This window comes from Williamsia sp. 1138, from assembly GCF_002095435.2.
GTDB lineage: Bacteria > Actinomycetota > Actinomycetes > Mycobacteriales > Mycobacteriaceae > Williamsia.
Genome location: NZ_MJEJ02000042.1, coordinates 1 through 18,670 on the forward strand (window position 1 = coordinate 1; position 18,670 = coordinate 18,670).

General features: G+C 65.8%; 18 protein-coding genes. 10 read left to right on the top strand and 8 right to left on the bottom strand.

The window, feature by feature from the left end:
* From ctaD to BH683_RS12655, 6 genes are all read left to right on the top strand, one after another.
* Window positions 1-1,766 (top strand): cytochrome c oxidase subunit I (gene ctaD / locus BH683_RS12630; protein ID WP_246833347.1); only part of this gene is annotated, 1,766 nt, incomplete at its 5' end.
* Window position 1,767: 1 nt separating this feature from the next.
* Complete coding sequence (serB, locus tag BH683_RS12635) at window positions 1,768-3,027, top strand: phosphoserine phosphatase SerB (RefSeq protein WP_084836620.1); 1,260 nt, start codon at window positions 1,768-1,770, stop codon at window positions 3,025-3,027.
* A 2-nt stretch (window positions 3,028-3,029) separates the two neighbouring features.
* Window positions 3,030-3,827 carry an aminoacyl-tRNA hydrolase gene (locus BH683_RS12640; protein ID WP_084836621.1) on the top strand — a complete coding sequence of 266 codons (798 nt, stop codon included), beginning with the start codon at window positions 3,030-3,032 and terminating at the stop codon, window positions 3,825-3,827.
* Between the two features lie 9 nt (window positions 3,828-3,836).
* A complete protein-coding gene (locus BH683_RS12645) occupies window positions 3,837-4,280 on the top strand; it encodes a cupin domain-containing protein (RefSeq protein WP_084836622.1) in 444 nt (147 codons plus the stop codon).
* A gap of 91 nt (window positions 4,281-4,371) precedes the next feature.
* Complete coding sequence (locus BH683_RS12650) at window positions 4,372-5,202, top strand: ABC transporter ATP-binding protein (protein ID WP_084836623.1); 831 nt, start codon at window positions 4,372-4,374, stop codon at window positions 5,200-5,202.
* The gene (locus BH683_RS12655; RefSeq protein WP_084836624.1) at window positions 5,199-6,002 is read left to right on the top strand and encodes an NUDIX domain-containing protein; all 804 of its coding nucleotides are present in this window, start codon (window positions 5,199-5,201) and stop codon (window positions 6,000-6,002) included. Before BH683_RS12650 ends, BH683_RS12655 begins: the two co-directional genes overlap by 4 nt.
* A 218-nt stretch (window positions 6,003-6,220) precedes the next feature.
* Here BH683_RS12655 and ligD read toward each other — a convergent pair whose 3' ends face one another.
* Window positions 6,221-7,189, bottom strand: coding sequence for a non-homologous end-joining DNA ligase (gene ligD / locus BH683_RS12660; RefSeq protein ID WP_084836625.1), 969 nt, complete (start codon window positions 7,187-7,189; stop codon window positions 6,221-6,223).
* Window positions 7,190-7,235: 46 nt separating this feature from the next.
* Here ligD and BH683_RS12665 point away from each other — a divergent pair, with 46 nt between their 5' ends.
* Together BH683_RS12665 and BH683_RS12670 are read left to right on the top strand one after the other, a co-directional pair.
* Window positions 7,236-8,024 (top strand): enoyl-CoA hydratase-related protein, encoded by a 789-nt coding sequence (locus tag BH683_RS12665; RefSeq protein ID WP_084836626.1) that lies wholly within the window; start codon window positions 7,236-7,238, stop codon window positions 8,022-8,024.
* 30 nt (window positions 8,025-8,054) lie between these two features.
* Window positions 8,055-9,020, top strand: coding sequence for a class I SAM-dependent methyltransferase (locus BH683_RS12670; RefSeq protein ID WP_084836627.1), 966 nt, complete (start codon window positions 8,055-8,057; stop codon window positions 9,018-9,020).
* 74 nt (window positions 9,021-9,094) lie between these two features.
* Here BH683_RS12670 and BH683_RS12675 read toward each other — a convergent pair whose 3' ends face one another.
* From BH683_RS12675 to BH683_RS12685, 3 genes are all read right to left on the bottom strand, one after another.
* A complete protein-coding gene (locus BH683_RS12675; RefSeq protein WP_084836777.1) occupies window positions 9,095-9,592 on the bottom strand; it encodes an FBP domain-containing protein in 498 nt (165 codons plus the stop codon).
* 261 nt (window positions 9,593-9,853) lie between these two features.
* Window positions 9,854-10,615 (bottom strand): MerR family transcriptional regulator, encoded by a 762-nt coding sequence (locus tag BH683_RS12680; protein ID WP_084836778.1) that lies wholly within the window; start codon window positions 10,613-10,615, stop codon window positions 9,854-9,856.
* Window positions 10,616-10,760: 145 nt separating this feature from the next.
* On the bottom strand, window positions 10,761-11,537 hold the full coding sequence (locus BH683_RS12685) for an HNH endonuclease family protein (RefSeq protein ID WP_348639223.1): 777 nt from the start codon (window positions 11,535-11,537) through the stop codon (window positions 10,761-10,763).
* A 36-nt stretch (window positions 11,538-11,573) separates the two neighbouring features.
* Between BH683_RS12685 and BH683_RS12690 the strand changes: the two genes are divergently transcribed.
* Complete coding sequence (locus BH683_RS12690) at window positions 11,574-12,764, top strand: SAM-dependent methyltransferase (protein WP_084836628.1); 1,191 nt, start codon at window positions 11,574-11,576, stop codon at window positions 12,762-12,764.
* Window positions 12,765-12,858: 94 nt separating this feature from the next.
* Here BH683_RS12690 and BH683_RS12695 read toward each other — a convergent pair whose 3' ends face one another.
* A complete protein-coding gene (locus tag BH683_RS12695) occupies window positions 12,859-14,163 on the bottom strand; it encodes a PQQ-binding-like beta-propeller repeat protein (RefSeq protein ID WP_084836629.1) in 1,305 nt (434 codons plus the stop codon).
* Between the two features lie 100 nt (window positions 14,164-14,263).
* Here BH683_RS12695 and BH683_RS12700 point away from each other — a divergent pair, with 100 nt between their 5' ends.
* A complete protein-coding gene (locus tag BH683_RS12700) occupies window positions 14,264-15,010 on the top strand; it encodes an acyltransferase (RefSeq protein ID WP_084836630.1) in 747 nt (248 codons plus the stop codon).
* Here BH683_RS12700 and BH683_RS12705 read toward each other — a convergent pair.
* The 3 genes from BH683_RS12705 to BH683_RS12715 are packed head-to-tail and all read right to left on the bottom strand — an operon-like array spanning window position 14,997 to window position 18,633.
* Entirely contained in the window at window positions 14,997-16,283 is a 1,287-nt protein-coding gene (locus BH683_RS12705) for a glycosyltransferase family 4 protein (RefSeq protein ID WP_084836631.1), read from the bottom strand. The two genes, BH683_RS12700 and BH683_RS12705, sit on opposite strands and share 14 nt — an antisense overlap.
* The gene (locus tag BH683_RS12710; RefSeq protein ID WP_084836632.1) at window positions 16,280-17,803 is read right to left on the bottom strand and encodes a glycoside hydrolase family 57 protein; all 1,524 of its coding nucleotides are present in this window, start codon (window positions 17,801-17,803) and stop codon (window positions 16,280-16,282) included. The genes BH683_RS12705 and BH683_RS12710 overlap by 4 nt, the downstream gene beginning before the upstream one ends.
* Before the next feature lie 26 nt (window positions 17,804-17,829).
* The gene (locus tag BH683_RS12715) at window positions 17,830-18,633 is read right to left on the bottom strand and encodes a class I SAM-dependent methyltransferase (RefSeq protein ID WP_084836633.1); all 804 of its coding nucleotides are present in this window, start codon (window positions 18,631-18,633) and stop codon (window positions 17,830-17,832) included.
* Between the last annotated feature and the right edge of the window lie 37 nt (window positions 18,634-18,670).

The window sequence follows — 18,670 nt, forward strand, 5'->3', positions numbered from 1 at the left end:
TAGACCAGCCCACTACTCAGGTGGCTCCGGTACGGCCTTACCCCGAGCGCACGGGGGCCAAGGGGTCGTTCATCTACAAGATGTTGACGACCACCGACCACAAACTGCTCGGCATCATGTACTTGGTTGCCTGCTTCGCGTTCTTCCTCATCGGTGGCCTGATGGCACTGCTGATGCGCTCTGAGCTGACCGTTCCGGGTCTGCAGTTCCTGTCGACCGAGCAGTACAACCAGCTGTTCACCATGCACGGCACCGTGATGCTGCTGATGTACGCGACGCCGATCGTCATCGGTTTCGCCAACGTCGTGCTCCCGCTTCAGATCGGCGCCCCGGACGTGGCGTTCCCGCGGTTGAATGCCTTCAGCTTCTGGCTGTTCGTGTTCGGCTCGACAGTGGCCGTGGCCGGATTCATCACCCCCGGCGGCGCCGCTGACTTCGGCTGGACCGCCTACACCCCATTGACCGACGCCGTGCACTCTCCGGGTGCGGGCGCCGACATGTGGATCCTCGGCCTGGCCGTCTCCGGTCTGGGCACCATTCTGGGTGCGGTCAACATGATCACCACCGTGGTCTGCCTGCGCGCTCCCGGCATGACGATGTTCCGGATGCCGATCTTCACCTGGAACATCCTGGTCACCAGCGTCCTGATCCTGCTGGCGTTCCCGTTGCTGACCGCCGCTCTGATGGGTCTGGAGGTCGACCGACAATTCGGCGCCCAGCTCTACGATCCGGCCAACGGTGGCGTGATCTTGTGGCAGCACCTGTTCTGGTTCTTCGGTCACCCCGAGGTCTACATCATCGCGCTGCCGTTCTTCGGCATCGTCTCGGAGATCTTCCCCGTCTTCAGCCGCAAGCCCATCTTCGGTTACAGCGGTCTGGTCTACGCAACCCTGGCGATCGCTGCGTTGTCGGTGGCGGTGTGGGCGCACCACATGTATGCCACCGGCGCGGTCCTGTTGCCGTTCTTCTCGTTCATGACGTTCTTGATCGCGGTGCCCACGGGTGTGAAGTTCTTCAACTGGATAGGCACGATGTGGAAAGGTCATATGACCTTTGAGACACCCATGCTCTTTTCCGTCGGCTTCATCATCACGTTCCTCTTCGGTGGTCTGACCGGCGTCCTGCTCGCGAGCCCGCCGCTGGACTTCCACCTGTCCGACAGCTACTTCGTCGTCGCGCACTTCCACTACGTGCTCTTCGGCACCATCGTGTTCGCGACTTACGCCGGTATCTACTTCTGGTTCCCGAAGATGACCGGACGCATGCTCGACGAGCGGCTGGGCAAGATGCACTTCTGGCTGACGATGATCGGCTTCCACACCACGTTCCTGGTGCAGCACTGGGTCGGTAACGAGGGCATGCCGCGTCGCTACGCCGACTATCTGTCGTCGGACGGGTTCACCACGTTGAACATCGTGTCGACAGTGGGTGCGTTCATCCTCGGTGCCTCGACGCTGCCGTTCCTGTGGAACGTGTTCAAGAGCTACCGCTACGGCGAGGTCGTGACCGTCGACGACCCGTGGGGCTTCGGTAACTCGCTGGAGTGGGCGACCAGCTGCCCGCCGCCGCGACACAACTTCACCGAGCTCCCGCGCATTCGGTCGGAGCGGCCTGCGTTCGAGTTGCACTACCCGCATATGGTGGACCGCATGCGCGACGAAGCCCACGTTGGCCAGAAGAGTCATAAGGCCGAAGAGATCAAGGAAGAGCCGTTGACGGTCGGAAGTCACGAATCGTCGGCCGAATCAGATTCCGGTTCGAACTGAGGTGACCACCGATATCAACCCCGGCCGCGCCGACACCGCGGGGCCGGAGGGTACGTCTGTGCTCATCACCGTGACCGGACACGACAAACCGGGCGTCACGTCTGTCCTGTTCGGGGCACTGTCCACCCGCAACGTGAGCATCCTCGATGTCGAGCAGGTGGTCATTCGCGGCCGCCTCACGCTCGGTGTCCTGGTTCGGTGCATCGGTGACAGCGAGGAGCTGCAGGAGGTCATCGAGCAGGCGATGGACTCGGTGGGCGTCGACGTCACCGTCGAGGTCGGCGCCGAGAACGGCGACCGCAGGCTCTCCACGCACGCTGTGGTTGTCCTCGGAAGTCCGGTCAGTGCAAAAAGTTTCAGTGCACTCGCCGGTGAGCTCGCCCGCCAGGGTGGCAACATCGATTCGATCCGGGGCATCGCTGACTACCCGGTGACCGGCCTGGAGCTGCTGATCAGTGTCGACCGCGACAGCGTTGCGGCGGACGCCGCGCTGCGTAAGGGGCTGGCGGGCGTCGCCAGCAAGTACGGCATCGACGTCGCGGTCGAGCGCGGTGGCCTGGCCCGCCGGGCCAAACGTCTCATCGTCTTCGACGTCGACTCGACGCTTATCCAAGGCGAGGTCATCGAGATGCTCGCCGCTCGCGCGGGCCGCGAAGCCGAGGTCGCCGCGGTGACCGAGGCTGCCATGCGCGGAGAACTCGATTTCGCCCAATCGCTGCACGAGCGCGTCGCGGCACTGGCCGGACTCGATGTATCCGTGCTCGACGAGGTCGCGAACGAACTGGAATTGACGCCGGGCGCGCGGACGACGATCCGGACCCTGCACCGGATGGGCTATCACTGTGGCGTGGTCTCCGGCGGGTTCCGCCAGGTCATCGAACCGCTGGCCCACGAGCTCGAACTCGACTTCGTCAAGGCGAACACGTTGGAGATCGCCGAGGGCAAACTCACCGGCAGGGTGGTGGGCGAGGTCGTCGACCGCGCCGGAAAAGCGAAGGCGCTCAGAGCGTTTGCCGACAGTGTTGGCGTGCCGATGGAGCAGACGATTGCCGTCGGTGACGGTGCCAACGACATCGACATGCTGACGGTCGCCGGGCTGGGTATCGCGTTCAACGCCAAACCCGCGCTGCAGGAGGTCGCCGATGCGGCCCTGTCGCATCCGTTCCTCGATGCCGTGCTGTTCATCCTCGGCGTCACGCGGGACGAGATCGAGGCCGCGGATGCGATCGACGGCGTCATGCGCCGGGTACCACTGAACTGACCATGGATTCGGAACCGGTCGACGCCTCGGAGGCCCACGACGCCGAAGCGCGGTCATCGACCTTCGCCGAACGATATGACCGTTTGGTCGGATACGTTGGTGGCCACAGTGATCCAGAGGATCCACGGCAGGTGCTCGCCATGCAGATGGTGCTGCACATACCCAAGGCGGAGCAGCCCGACCGGACAGATCTTCTCAATGCGGCGGCGTCGGCGGTCGCACTGCTGTGTCTGGACGAGCGCAGCGGTGGCGACGGCCCATGGGCGGGTCCGATGGATGCCTGGTGCGATGCGCGGATCAGGAAGATTGCGCGGCGTGCGCGCGGTGCTCACTGGGAAGCCGCGCAGGACGTTCCAGGGGTCACAGCAGGCTGTGGGACGGCGTCCGCCAGGGCCATCGTGCCGGGCCCGGTAGGAGAGACCGACAAACGCATCGCGCGCCTGCAGATCGGTGGCACCGAGATATCGGGGGAAGCAGCCGGCAGCCAGGCTCCGGCCGGGCCCATGCTATGGGTCAACCCCACGCTCGAGATGACCGTCGGCAAGCTCGCGGCACAGGTCGGGCACGCCTCGATGCTGGCCGTCAAACTGATGGACCGAGACCAAGCGGCCCAATGGTTTTCTGCCGGCTGCCCGGTGTCCGTCAGAGACGCGTCGAGAAGCGACTGGGATCGGCTCCTCACCGCAGATGCGGACGGAACGGCGGTCGCAGTCCGGGACGCGGGCTTCACCGAGATCGCGCCCGGTTCGGTCACCGTGATCGCCGAGACGAGCCGGGCGGCCCGGACGACGTCGGACTAATCTGGGCGTATGACAGATCTGCCGGAGTGGGCCGTCGACCTCGCATTGGAACCCCACCCCGAGGGCGGTTTCTACCGGCAGACCTGGGTCAGCGATCTGGCCATCCCGAAATCGGTGTTACCGGACGGATATCCCGCAGAGCGCGCCGCCGGTACCGCAATCCTTTTCTTGCTCTTGCCCGGCCAGCATTCTGCGTGGCACACCGTGCGCAGCGCGGAGATCTGGCTGCACCACCGTGGATCTCCGGTCGCTCTGGGGCTGGGTGGTCAGGGCAGTGCGCCGGCGGACGAACACACGGTGCTGGTCGGCTCGGACATCCTGGCCGGGCAGCGTCCGCAGTACGTGTTGTCCCCGGGCCAGTGGCAACGTGCCACCCCGCATGGTGACGAGCCGTCGTTGGTGAGTTGTATTGTCGTGCCGGGCTTCGATTTTGCCGACTTCACGATGGGCTGACGCCCCACACCGTCGCATACGGGATTCGCGGATTCGGCGACACTCTCGGCATCGGACGGTCAGTCGCCCCGCGGTGCGGCACGATAGGGGGGTGCGTGAAACGGACCCAGACCTGCTGATCGACTTCGAGGACGTGGCGTTGCGACGCGGCGGAAATACCCTCGTCGGGCCCATCTCCTGGAAGGTCGAGCTCGACGAACGGTGGGTCATCCTCGGCCCCAACGGTGCGGGCAAGACCTCCCTGATGCGGATGGCGGCTGCTGAAACCCACCCTTCCAGTGGCAGTGCGTTCCTGCTCGGTGAACCCGTCGGCCGCACGGAGGTCCGCGAGCTGACCACCAGGATCGGCGTCACCTCGGCGTTGCTCGGTGAGCGGATCCCGGAGCAGGAGATCGTCAGCGACCTCGTCATCTCCGCCGGTTACGCGGTGCTCGGCCGTTGGAAGGAGGCGTACGACGACGTCGACCGGGAACAAGCCCTCGAGATGCTCGAGTCGATGGGGGCGGAACATCTCGCCGACCGCACATTCGGCACGTTGTCGGAGGGCGAACGCAAACGCGTACTCGTCGCACGAGCTCTCATGATCAATCCGGAGTTGCTGCTGCTCGACGAACCCGCCGCAGGCCTGGACCTCGGCGGTCGGGAGGAACTGGTGGCCCGGCTCGCAGTCCTGGCCGCCGACCCCGACGCCCCGGCGACCGTCCTGGTGACGCATCATGTCGAAGAGATCCCGATCGGGTTCACTCACGCGATGCTGCTCAAGGAGGGTCTGGTCGTGGCTCAAGGCCTGATCGAAGACGTCATCACCGCCGAGAACTTGTCCAGCGCGTTCAGCCAGTCCATCGCTCTGGACAAGGCCGACGGCCGGTTCTTCGCCCGGCGGGCACGTGCTGCCGGCGGCCACCGGAGGCGCGCCGAATGACGTTCACCATCGTCGACGACCCGGAATCAGTTCCGATGCGCGACGCCGCGACTGTCGTGCTCGTACGGCCGGGGGCGAGCGCACCGATCGAGGTGTTCCTGATGCGTCGGGTGAAACAGATGGAGTTCGCCGGCGGTATGACGGTGTTCCCGGGCGGCGGTGTCGACCCTCGTGACGCCGAAGTCGATCTCGCCTGGACCGGTCCCGATGAGGACTGGTGGGCAGCACAGTTTCACACCGAGCCCGCGACGGCCCAGGCGCTGGTCTGCGCAGCGGTTCGCGAACTCTTCGAAGAATGTGGCGTTCTCCTGGCCGCCCGCTCGGACGGCAGCTTCCCCGACACGTCGCAACTGACGGCTGAACGCGCCGGGCTCGTCGACAAATCCCTGTCGTTCGCCCAGTTCCTGCGCGAGGCCGGCCTCTCGCTGCGTGCGGACCTGCTGCGACCGCTCGCGCACTGGATCACCCCGCTCGGAGAGAAGCGTCGCTACGACACCCGGTTCTTTCTTGCCGTCCTGCCGGAGGGGCAGACCGCCGACGGGGAGACCACCGAGGCGTCCGAGACCGGTTGGGCAACCCCTGCTGCGGCGATCGCGTCGTGGGACGACGGTAAACACTTTCTTCTGCCACCCACCTGGACCCAGCTCAAGGAACTGTCGAAATACGACAGTGTCGACGCTGCGCTCGCGGCCGACCGGGTGGTCGAGAGCATCACCCCGAACTTCGTATCCACTGGAGAGAAGGTTCGGATCGAGTTCGACGGCGAAGAGGAATACCGTCGGGTCAACGATCTCTTCTGACCCTCCGACCACCGCCGACCGGGCCCTTATCACCGCCGATCGTGCCCTTACCACCGCCGATCGTGCCGTTACAGACGTCCACTGTGCCGTTATGACGCTGGACCTGTCGGTGTGATGCTCGCTGTTCCACAGCGGGGCACGGTCGGCGCCCAAAAAGGCACGTTCGATGCCCGAAACGGCACGGTCGGCGCCCGAAACGGCACGGTCGGCGAACTCGGTCAGGCGTCGGGATCGGGTGTCGGTTCAGCACCTTCGCGTTCGTCGCGGTCGGCCCACTCGAGCAGGGTGTCGAGGCGGTAGGCGCGATCGTCGATTTCGGCGTGGAGGTCACCGAGTTCGGCGAAGCGAGCGGGCACGGTTGCGATGGTCAGACTCGGCGGGTCGACGTCGTCGATCTCGTCCCAGCTGATGGGTGTCGAGACGGTGCCTTCGGGGTTGCCGCGCACCGAGTACGCACTGGCGATGGTGTGGTCTCGAGTGTTCTGGTTGTAGTCGACGAACACGGCGCCGGGGTCGCGGTCTTTGCGCCACCAGGTGGTGGTCACTTCGCTCGGAGCCCTGCGTTCGACCTCTCTGGCGAAGGCATGCGCGGCGCGGCGGACGTCGGCGAAACCCCACTCGGGTTCGATGCGCACGTAGATGTGCAGACCTGATCCGCCTGACGTCTTCGGGAATCCACGTATGCCGAGCTCGTCGAGGACCTCGTTGGCGACGTGAGCGGTGCGCCGCACCTTGTCGAAGGAACAGTCGGGCATCGGATCGAGGTCGATGCGCCACTCATCGGGCTTTTCGGTGTCGAAGCGCCGAGAGTTCCAGGGATGGAACTCGACAGTCGACATCTGCACCGCCCAGATCACGCTGCCGAGTTCGGTCACACAGACCTCATCGGCGGTCCTGCCGAACCGCGGGAAGTAGATGTTGACGGTCTCGAGCCAGTCCGGGGCGCCCGCGGGGATCCGCTTCTGGTGGACCTTCTGCCCGGCGACGCCCTTGGGGTAGCGATGCAGCATGCACGGCCGATCGAGGAGCGCGCGCACGATTCCGTCGCCGACCGCCAGGTAGTAGTTGACGAGGTCGAGCTTGGTTTCACCGCGGGCCGGAAAGTACTCACGCTGTGGGCTCGAGACGCGCACCACGCGGCCACCGACCTCGATCTCGACTGCCTCACCGTGTGGGGTCGCTGCCATCCCCCGACAGTAGGGGATCACCGGTGCACCCGGTAGCCTGCGGAGCATGCCTGAGTTCGTGACGTTGCAGACCTCCGACGAGTTTCCCGGGGTCGCGACCATCCTGCTGAACCGCCCCCCGATGAATGCGCTGAGCCGGCAGGTCCAGGCAGAGCTGGCCGAGGCCGCACGGGAAGCGACCGTGCGCGATGACATCAAGGCGGTTGTCGTCTACGGCGGCCCGAAGGTCCTGGCTGCGGGTGCCGACATCAAAGAACTCAACGATCTGACGTTCTCCGAGGTCCAGAAGGTCGCAGGCCGCCTGCAGGCCGACCTCGGTTCCATCGCCGCCATCCCGAAGCCGACCGTTGCGGCCATCACCGGGTACGCACTGGGCGGCGGACTCGAGGTGGCACTCGGCGCTGACCGGCGGATCGCCGGGGACAACGCCAAGCTGGGAGTGCCGGAGATCTTGCTCGGCGTGATTCCCGGTGGCGGAGGTACTCAGCGCCTTGCTCGGCTGATCGGCCCCGCGAAGGCCAAGGATCTGGTGTTCACCGGGCGTTTCGTCGGTGCCGCAGAAGCACTGGAGATCGGCCTGGTGGACGAGGTCGTCGCGCCGGACGAGGTCTACAACGCTGCGCTCAAGTGGGCGTCGAAGTTCAATGGTGCAGCGAGCGTCGCGCTCGCCGCCGCCAAAGCCGCCATCGACGAAGGCCTCGACGTCGATCTGGCCACCGGACTCAAGATCGAAGAGCATGTCTTCGCGGCGCTGTTCTCCACCGACGACCGGAAGATCGGGATGGCATCCTTCGTCGAGAACGGCCCGGGCAAGGCCCAGTTCACCGGTAAGTAGCCTCCCTCTACGGAAAGTGGTTGTAGACCAATGACTTCGTCTCCCAGCGATCCCGCTCCCAACCCGCACGCGAGTGCCGATGAGGTGCAGGCCGCGCTCAAGGACACCAAGCTCGCCCAGGTGCTCTACCACGACTGGGAAGCGGAGACCTACGACGACAAATGGTCGATCAGCTACGACGAACGTTGCATCGACTATGCCCGCGGCCGGTTCGACGCGGTCGCCGGTGACCAGCCGTTGCCCTATGGGCGCGCCCTGGAACTCGGTTGTGGCACAGGATTTTTCCTCCTGAATCTCATGCAGGGCGGGATCGCCACCAAGGGGTCGGTCACCGATCTCTCGCCCGGTATGGTCAAGGTCGCCCTGCGCAATGCCGAGAACCTCGGCCTCGACGTCGACGGCCGGGTTGCCGACGCCGAGACGATTCCGTACGAAGACAACACCTTCGACCTCGTCGTCGGGCATGCGGTCCTGCACCACATCCCCGACGTCGAGAAGTCGTTGCGTGAGGTGCTGCGTGTCCTCAAGCCCGGCGGCCGTTTCGTGTTCGCGGGTGAACCGTCGACCATCGGCGATTTCTACGCCCGCTGGCTCTCGCGCGCCACCTGGGCCGCGACCACGAACATCACCAAACTCGGTCCGTTGCAGGACTGGCGCAGGCCGCAGGCAGAACTCGACGAATCCTCCCGGGCCGCAGCACTGGAAGCCGTTGTCGACATCCACACCTTCGACCCCGCAGATCTCGAGATGATGTCGCGGTCGGCAGGCGCCGTGGAGGTCAAGACCGCGACCGAGGAGTTCGCCGCAGCGATGCTGGGTTGGCCCGTCAGAACCTTCGAGGCGGCGGTGCCCCCGGAGAAGCTCGGTTGGGGCTGGGCCCGGTTCGCCTTCGGTGGCTGGAAGCGGCTCACCTGGGTGGACGAGAACATCCTGCGAAGAGTGGTGCCGCCCAAGTTCTTCTACAACGTGATCGTCACCGGTACCAAGCCGAATTGAGTTCCGTCTGAAGGCACAGAAGAAGACCCCCCACCATCTCCGGTGGGGGGTCTTTTTCGTCTTGGCGCGACCGATCAGACGTCCTCCGCGGTTAACGCATTGGAAACGAACGCCTCGACGCGTTGCCTCAGCCCTGCCACGGCCTCGGCTCGCAACGCCTCGAGGTCGGTGGCTTTGTGAAAGGCCGGCGGAAGTCGGCGAGCGTTCCGTGGACAGCTGAAGTCCTCGCACGCGAGGACGCCGATCGTGTCGCCGCGACGCCCGGCCTGCCCCGCCCGGCGGGTCGAGAACATCACTGCCGCGCTGGTGAGGTTGACGTCGCGGCACCAGGCGCACATCGCTCGCCTTTTTGGTACAGCGTCGGCCTGCGTCAGCAGCAGCGTGACGAGGTCGCCCTGATGGGGCACACAGATGTACCCGCGGCGCGGGATCTTGCGGTCCCGCCATCCGTAGAAGTCGAGAGCGTCGAAATCGGTCTCGGCGAAATCGGTCGGAAGAGTGACCCGCTTGATCTCGCTGCGCGTCGCGCCACGAAATGAGTCGATGATCTGTTGGTGAGTGAGGTGCTGCATGGTGCATCCATCCCGGCAAGCACTGCTGATGCGCATTACCTGCCATCGGAGAGCCGCGTCCGTGACGCGGTGAGTCGAATCCCCGACGGAGTCGGGGCGAGGACATGGCTGCGCAGCCGACCGGAAGGGACGGCTGCGGGGCGCGGTCATCTCGATGCGGCGCGCGGGGCGCCGGCACCTGCTTCGTCTCGGTGGATCACGTGGCCACCGTACCGCGGGGCGGGACGGTGATGCATCCCCATTACCGACCGCCGCCGACCATCACTCGAGCATCGCATCGGCATAGACGGCCATCGCGTCGCGGTAGTACGCCGCCAGCCCTGGGGCGATCTTGTCGTATGTAGCGGTGAACCGCGGATCATCGACGTACATGTCTCCCAGACACTTGAACGCTGTGGCGTCCGGGGTCCACATCGTGCAGATCGTCCGGTAGGCCGCATCGATCTCTGCCTGGACTGCGGGATCGCCGACTTCGGTTCCGGCGCCCATGAGTTCGGCCATGCGAATCATCGCGGCGGTCTGCTCGTGTTGTAGCCGCTCGATGTCCGCGGGTGTCATCGCAGCGGTACGGTCCTTCGACTCCTGCCACTGTTCGGGCCAGCGCTGCCTGGCCTCGTCGTCGTACTCGGTGGGGTCGAACCCTTCGAAGAGATTTTCCGGTCGGTTGATACGTGACATCTCGTTGTCTCCTGCGTGTTTTTCGAGTTCTTCGATGGTGCGCGCAACGGTGTGCGCCACCAGCGTGAGCCGGTCGCGTTCGCGCAGCAATCTCGCGTGGTGGCCGCGCAGGGCCTGCACCTGGTCGGACTGCTCGTCGAGTATCGCCTGGATCTCGGCGAGCCCGAGATCGAGCTCCCGGAGCACTCGAATCTGCTGCAGCCGCAACAGATCATCGGCTTCGTAGTAGCGGTAGCCGTTGCTCTGCACGCCGGCGGCCGGCAGCAGCCCGATCTCGTCGTAGTGACGCAGGGTTCGCGACGTCACGCCGGACATCCGGGCGACCTCCACGATCGACCACGACATGCGACCCACCTCCACCTGAACTCGGCCGGAATCTCCGACAATCATGACGGTAGACGTTGACGCCGCGTCAACGTCAACCCCGAAAATGGTGGGTTCTGGCGGCCGCCACCTGGGGAAACGCTCGCCAGAACCCACCAAGATCGGGTCAGCAGGTGGAGAGGACCTTCGTCATGGCGTCCTTTTCTGCAGCGGTGACCCAGAGTCCGTACCGGGCTTTGACGTCGATCTGCCTGCTGACGTAGGTACAGCGGTAGGCCTTGTTCGGCGGTAACCAGGTGGCGGTGTCGCCGTTGCTCTTCTGCTGATTCGTCGGGCCATCGGTGGCCTGGAGGTTGGCCGGGTCATTGGCGAAGTCGGTGCGCGTGGCCGTGTCCCATTGTGCGGCGCCCTTCTGCCAGGCGTCTGACATCGCGACCACGTGGTCGATCTGCACTGCGGGAGAGGTCTTTTCGCCACGGAGGAAGTCGATGGTCTTACCGGAATAGGGGTCGACGAGGACTCCGGAGAGCACCACGCACCCCCGGGACCCGGGTTTGACGGAGACGGCTGTGAGGTCGCGGCGCAAGATGTCGTTGCGGGTGTCGCACCCGTTGTGGCCGTCGGGGACGTTGACGTCGTCGGTCCAGGCCTGCCCGAACTCGCTGCGTTCATAACCGGTTCTCGGGGCGCGTCCCTTGACGTCGAGCGCGGCGAGTTGTGTCCGGGCCGAGGAGGGCGAGGCCGGGGCCGTCGGTGCGGCTGCCGTCGGCGATGAGAGTGGGGGAGAGGCTGATGTCGTCGGTGCCGCGGCCTCGTCCCGGTCGCCGCCTCCGGCGTTCAGGCCGGCCCAGGTCAGGCCGGCGATGACCACCAGCGCGATCAGCCCCACCGGCCCGGCGACCCGGCCTCGCGGACGGTGTGATCGGGGTTTGCGTCGGTTCACGTTCTCCTCTGTGGTGGCATCGATACTGTTATACCTGTGGGCTACGACTTCACGATCGACGACGTTGCATTCTTGCGTTCCGAATCCGGGCGCAGGGCTCTGGAATTCGCTGTTTCGCTTGCGCTCCAATCCGATACGATGCTCGCCGACATCGAGAAGCTGTCGCGCCGATTTCCCGACCATCAGGCTGCGCTGGCAGAGACCGTCACTTGTCGTCGTAAGGCGGCCGGGAAACTCCGCGATCCCGGACGGCTGTTGCTCACGAACGATGCGCTTCAACAGGCCACCGCGTATCCGGTTGCCGAACACCGTGCCGCCGAGATCGCGGACCGATATCCGGGTGCCACCGTCCACGATGTCACCTGTTCCATCGGCGCCGATCTCGCAGCGCTGACGGCGGCCGAAGGCATCGCCGGAGCGATCGGCAGCGATCTCGACCTGGTCCGGCTCGCGATGGCCGCACACAACGTCCCTGCCGCGACGCTGGCCCGCGCCGATGCGCTGACACCGACTTCCGACGCGGATGTCGTGATCGCCGATCCGGCCCGCCGCAGTGGTGGGAGGCGCAGTTTTCGGATCGAGGACACCGAACCTCCGCTCTTGGAGGTACTCGCGGTGTACGCCGGCAGGCCGCTCGTGGTGAAATCAGCGCCGGGCGTGGACTATCGGCTCCTGCGGGACCGATACGGATTCGCAGGCGAGGTGCAGTTGGTGTCGTTGAACGGGGGTGTCCGAGAGGCCTGTCTGTGGTCGCACCCCAGCCCCGGTGTGCGCCGCCGCGCAACGGTGATCCGCACGGGTGGAGGTAGTTTCGAGATCACCGACGCCGCCGACGATACGACGGATGTGGATGACGCCGGAACCTGGATCATGGATCCCGATGGCGCCGTGATCAGAGCCGGTCTGGTTCGCCACTTCGCAAAGATGCACGGTCTGTGGCAACTCGATCCGCAGATCGCCTACCTCAGCGGCGACGCACTACCGGTCGGGGAGCGTGGCTGGCGGGTGATCGAGCAGATGGGGTTCTCCGAGAAGAACCTCAAGCGACGACTGGCCGAATTGGACTGCGGCACTGTCGAGATCATGGTGCGCGGCGTCGACCTGGACCCCGATCGGCTGCGTAAGCGACTCAAGCTCACGGGGTCCCGATCGCTGGCAGTCGTGATCACCCGCATCGGCAGGGCCGGTGCGATGTTCATCTGCGAGGCCGGGGTGCGGCAGACCTAGTCTTTCCCGCACACGCTCCACCTTTACCAAGACGCGCCACTTATTTCTGGAGCGTCTTCGTATTTCTGGAGCGTCTGCGGGTGTAGGGAGCTCGCTACTGCTGCTTCGGCAGGTCGTAGAAGTAGACCTCGCCGAGGTTGGTGGCGGTGGCGACCTGACCGGACGCCGACACCGCGACCCCGGTGGTGAAACCGACCGAACCCGGAATGGCCAGTTCGCGTTTGGTGGTTCCGTCGGCGGCGTTCAGTTCCATCAGGGTGAGCACGTCCTCGCCAGGCTTCCGGACCACGGTCCAGGCGGTGCCGTAGTTGGTCAGCGCCGAGAGGCTGACCGACCGTAGATCGGTGCGCTGCCACACCGGGACCGCTTTGTCGCCTTCGTCTTTGAACGCCCTGACCGGGGAGTCGAGAACTCCGGTCGGTATGAGCAACCCGTCCGGTGTGATGGTCATGGTCGCGAACCCGTAGTTGTCGACGAAGTAGTCCCACTTCGGGGTCCCGGTCAAGGCGTCGAGTGCGTAGATGCTGCCGAGCCGGTTGAAGACGTAGACGGTGCGACGGTCCGCGGACAGGGTGGGCGGGCCGATGACACCGCCGGGGATCTCGGTCTGCCACGATTCCCGGATACCACGTTCACCGTCTTGCTCGGCGTATTCGTAACCGCGCACCTGGGAGGCGATGGCACCCTCGGGCCAGTAGTTCAGGTAGAAGCGTTCCCGATCCGAGTCGACGGCGGGCGGTGCCTGCACGGGGCAGCGAGGGCCGCCGGACACGCAGTCGCCGAGACCGTACAGCGGCTGGCTCGGATCGGCATCGGGACGTAGGCCGATGCCCGGTGCCGCGAGTTTGCCGGTCTGCGAATCGAACAGCAGGATCTGCCCCAGGTGACTGACCATCAAGACCAGACCGGGGGCCGCGAACTTCGCCGAAAGCGGGACCCCCACGGTGCCGAAGCGCCATCGGACGTCCCCGGATCCGGTGAGCCCGAAGAAGGTACCCGCCTCGCCGAGATAGATGTTCTCGTACTGGTCGACGAGCATTGCATTGAGCTGAACGCCGCCGGCGAGGTGCTTGCAGAAGTTCTTCCGGCCGGCACGGGGGTCGAACAGGAATGTATTGCACCCCGAATCGGTGCCGGCGGTGACGCCGACACTCGAGCGTCCAGAGATGGTCAGCGGAGCCGAGATCGGTCCTCCGACCGGCCGCGACCAGGACAGTGTGAGTTCGTCGCTGACCTCGGGGTAGACGAAGTTCGAGTTCTGGGCATTGCCGCCGAAACTTGACCACCCTGCGCTCGGGATCGAGCGGACGTCGTCGACGCCGTCCGAGCAGGAACTGATCAGCACCGCGAGTAGTGGCACCAGCACCAACAGGGCGCGTGTGGTGGTCCGGCGGCGCATCGTGCTCCTCATCGTCACTCGCACTTCTCTTCGATCGCCCGTGAGCCTATCGCGAACGACCAGCACGACCCGGAAACGGTGTCGATTAGTGTTCCTAGACATGACGAGCATGTGGAATGCCCCGCTCCATCGCCGATGGCGGGCAGGCCGGCGCCGAGACAAGGCGCAGGCCAGGTTCCTGACCCGGGAGTCGTTGCGCTGGGTGATCACCCATCGGGCGTACTCGCCCTGGTACCTCGTGCGCTATGCCCGCCTGTTGCGATTCCGGCTGGCCAATCCGCACGTGGTGCTGCGGGGAATGGTGTTCCTGGGCAAGGACGTCGAGATCCACGCGACCCCGGAGTTGTCGCGGATGGAGATCGGGCGCTGGGTGCACATCGGTGACGGGAATTCGATCCGATGCCACGAGGGCTCCCTCAAGATCGGTGACAAGGTCGTCTTCGGCGAGAACAACGTCGTCAACACCTACCTCGACATCGAGATCGGCGCGTCGACGCTGGTCGCCGATTGGTGTTACATCTGCGACTTCGACCACAAGATGGACGACATCACCGTCGCGATCAAGGATCAGGGGATCGTCAAGGGTCCGGTCCGGATCGGTCCCGATACGTGGATTGCCGCGAAGGTCTCGGTCCTTCGTAACACGGTGGTCGGCCGCGGGTGCGTGCTCGGTTCACACGCCGTCGTCAAGGGCGTGATCCCCGATTACTCGATTGCGGTCGGCGCGCCGGCGCGAGTGGTCAAGAACCGCAAGGACGACTGGGCCACGAACGCGCAGGAGCGCGCCGAACTGGAACGGGCCCTGGCCGACATCGAGCGCAAGAAGGCTGCTGCTAAGGGGGAGTGATGTCGACCGGCTTCGCCGGATCTCTCTCGGGTAGCGGACGTTCGACGATATTCGGCCGTCCCAGTGGACGGCGGATCCGGCGTTTGGCGCCGAGGTACACCCCGGCCGTGCGTTGGGCGACCTGATCCCACGCGAAGCCTTCCGCGACACGATGGCGTGCGGCGATCGCGCGATTCTGTGCGGCCTCGGGGTCGGTGAGGGTGCCGCGGATGGCTGCGGTCAGGCCCGTGACGTCGCCGGGGGCGAAGCTCATGCCGGTGACCCCGTCGGTCACCGCCTCGCCGAGCCCGCCTGCTGTGGAGGTCACCAGCGGTGCCCCGGTCGCCGCCGCCTCCAGCGCGACGATTCCGAAGGGTTCGTACCGGCTGGGGAGCACGATGGCGTCGCACCGGTGCAGCAGGGTGGTCAGACCTGTGCGGTCGACGCTCCCGACGAAGCGGACCGCCCGCGAGACACGATGTTTGCGGGCGACCTCCTGTAGCCAGGCCAGCTGGGTTCCGTCCCCGGCGACGGTGAGCGTGGTGCCCGGGTGCGTCCGCCGAACGCGGGCAAGCGCTGCGATCGCGTCCTGCAGGCCCTTCTCGTATTCGAGCCGGCCTGCGAAGAGGAGTTCTGGGCCACCCGTATGTCGAGTCCGCGAGGCGAACGGCCACGCGTCGACGTCGATGCCGTTGTGGATGGTGTGGATCTCGGCGAGTTCGGGCCCGAACAGCCGGTTGACCTCATCGTGCATCGACACCGAACACGTGATCAGAGCGTCCGATTCCGCGGCGAGCCACCACTCGACCGAATGGACCTGTTTGTTGACCCGACCACTGACCCACCCGCTGTGCCTGCCGGCTTCGGTGGCGTGGAAGGTACTCACCAGGGGGACGTCGAAGTGTTCGGCGAGTGCGATCGCCGGGTGCGCCACCAGCCAGTCGTGGGCATGGACGACATCGGGGATCCAAGGGCCCTTGGCACCAAGGTTTTTCGAGTCGCCGAGCGTCAAACCTGCGCGGATGAGTGAGTGGCCCATCGCCAGTACCCAGGCCATCATGTCCTCGCCGAACACGAAGTGCGGGGGATCCTCGGCGGCTGCGATCACGCGAACGCCTTCGCAGGCGCGGTCGCTGGCGGGATGGCTCAGACCGTCGCTGCCGCTGGGCTGGCGGGAGAGCACCACCACGTCGTGGCCGGCGCCCGCCAACTCCACCGCCAGGTGATGGACATGACGGCCGAGGCCGCCCACGACCACCGGCGGGTACTCCCAGGACACGATCAGGACTCTCATGCAACCCCCAGTCGGCGGGCGTCGAGGCCGGGGAAGAGATTGTCCGCGGCGTTCCAGCGCGTGGAGAGTTTGTCCGCCAGCTGTTCTCGGCCGCGATCGGCGGCGTCGCAGATCTCGCGAGTCGCATGGGCGTGGGTGTACAGCCGGTTGCGGGCGTAGTCGGCGGCAGTGTCCTTGGAGACCATGAACGGCCAGTCCGACGACGCCGTCAGCAGTGCCTCACGCAGAATCTGATCGCTGACCCGGTCCCGCGCCACCCGGCCGCGGTCTCCGCGCTTGGTGACGGTGGCGAGCGCGCTCTGCACGACCTCGGCATTGATCCGCACCAGGTCGGCGACCCCGGGTCCGTTCCACACGCGCCAATCCTTGCCCGATCCCCATGAGGATTTCTGCAGCGCAGCGGGTGGGCCGACGTATCCCTGCTCACGCGCGGTCTTGAGCGTGCCGACCCGGATACCGGCTTCGGGGAGTGCACGGAGCACTGCCTCGAGCCATTGCGGTCCCTCGTGCCACCAGTGCCCGAACAGTTCGGTGTCGAAGGCGGCCACCACCAGGGCCGGCCTGCCGATGCGAGCGTTCTCGTCGAGCAGGCGGGCACGGACGCAGTCCACGAAGTCGGCGACGTGCCGGGCCAGCACTGCCGTGGTGCGTTCGGGTTCGTACGGCTTCTTGTCGCCACCGGCGACCCCGCGGCCGGTGACCCTGGCCGGTTTGAGTCCGAAGTGATGGTCGTAGGTGTGGAAGTCGCGGTACGCCGCGTGGCCCGGGTAACCGGATTTCGGGGACCAGACCCGGTAGGACACCTGCAGGTCGCGGCCGAAGGCGATGACGTCGCTGTCGTGGACGGGTCTGCCCAGTGATGTATCCCCGTGCAGCGCAGGACCATCCACCATGAAGTGGCCCACGCCTGCCTGCTGGTAACCGGTTTCCATCCCAGGGGCGTAGGCACACTCTGGTGCCCAGATCCCGGTAGGTCGGGAGCCGAATCGCTGCTCGGCGTCCGCCAGGCCCTCGCGCAGTGAGAAGTCGCGGAGCCGCGGATCGAGCAGCGGGCCGAAGGGGTGGGCGAGTGGGCCACCGAGGAGTTCGATGGTGCCGGTGTCGACCATCGAACGGACCAGGGCCGAACCGCCGTGGCGCCAGTGGGTCTCGAAATCGTTGAGTGCCGCTGCCGCAGCACGGTATTCACGTTCGCCGAGGGTGTTGATCGTCGGTGCCGGCCGAGCGGTGGTGCCGGCCTCGTCACCGGCCACCGCCGCCTCACTCGCGCGCAGTTGCCAGTCGCCCAGCCATTGGTGCATCGCAGACAGGCAGTGCGGATCGTCGAGCTGGGCGGCGAGAACCGGGGTGATTCCGAGGCTCAGTTGGTCGGTGAAACCGTCCGCAGCCAGCCGGCGCAGCGCCGCGAAGACAGGTTGATACGACCCCGCCCACGATTGGTAGAGCCATTCCTCGCCGACCGGCCACCGACCGTGGTTTGCGAGCCACGGCAGGTGAGAGTGCAGCACCAGTGAGAACATCCCCGGCACCGGATGACCATCTGCGGTCAAGGTTTCACCGCGACGAACAGCAGGTCCAGGCTGGCCTCGAGGTCGCGATCACTGATGGCGAAGTCGGCGGTCCGGATGCCCGCGACGTCGGCGGTCAGCTCCTGTGGCCACGGCTGCCCCGACAGGGCCCGCTCGATCTGAGCATCGATGAACGACCCACCCCAGGTCGCATCGAGTTCGCGCAAAGTTGTGTCATGCGCCACACCGAGGGTCTCTGTCACGACCAGTCCGGCGGCGGTCAGGAGTTCCCGCAGTTCTTCCGGATCGAGCTCGCGGGTATGGAACGGATTGAGCGGGGTGTCGCGGCCGGGGGAGAAGGTGATGCGGTTGGGGGTGGAGATGAGCAGCTCACCGCCGGGGCGCAGCACCCGCAGGCATTCGGAGATGAAGGCCTGCTGGTCCCACAGATGTTCGATGACCTGGAAGTTGACCACGGTGTCGATGGAGGAGTCCGGCAGGGGCAGGTCGATCAGGTTGGCCTGGTGAATCGTCAGGTGTGAGTAGCGCGCCCGGGTGTGTTCGACCGCCGAGAGGTCGTAATCGACGCAGGTCACGGCGGTTGCGACGGTGGAGATGAGATTCGCCCCGTACCCTTCACCGGATCCGGCTTCGAGCACCACACGGTCGCGGCACCGTTCGAGGATGTACTCGTACGCCACCTCGTGCCGCCGGAACCAGTAGTTTTCTTCGGCTATGCCGGGCACCGTCCTTTCGCCGGTCAGCGCGAGCGTTTCCTGCTCTGTTTGCACTGGCTGCGGCGTTGAAATGGTGTCGTGTGATCCACGCGGTCCTCTGGCCATGAGGGGAGCCTAGTGGGCGGCGAACGAGAGCTGAAGC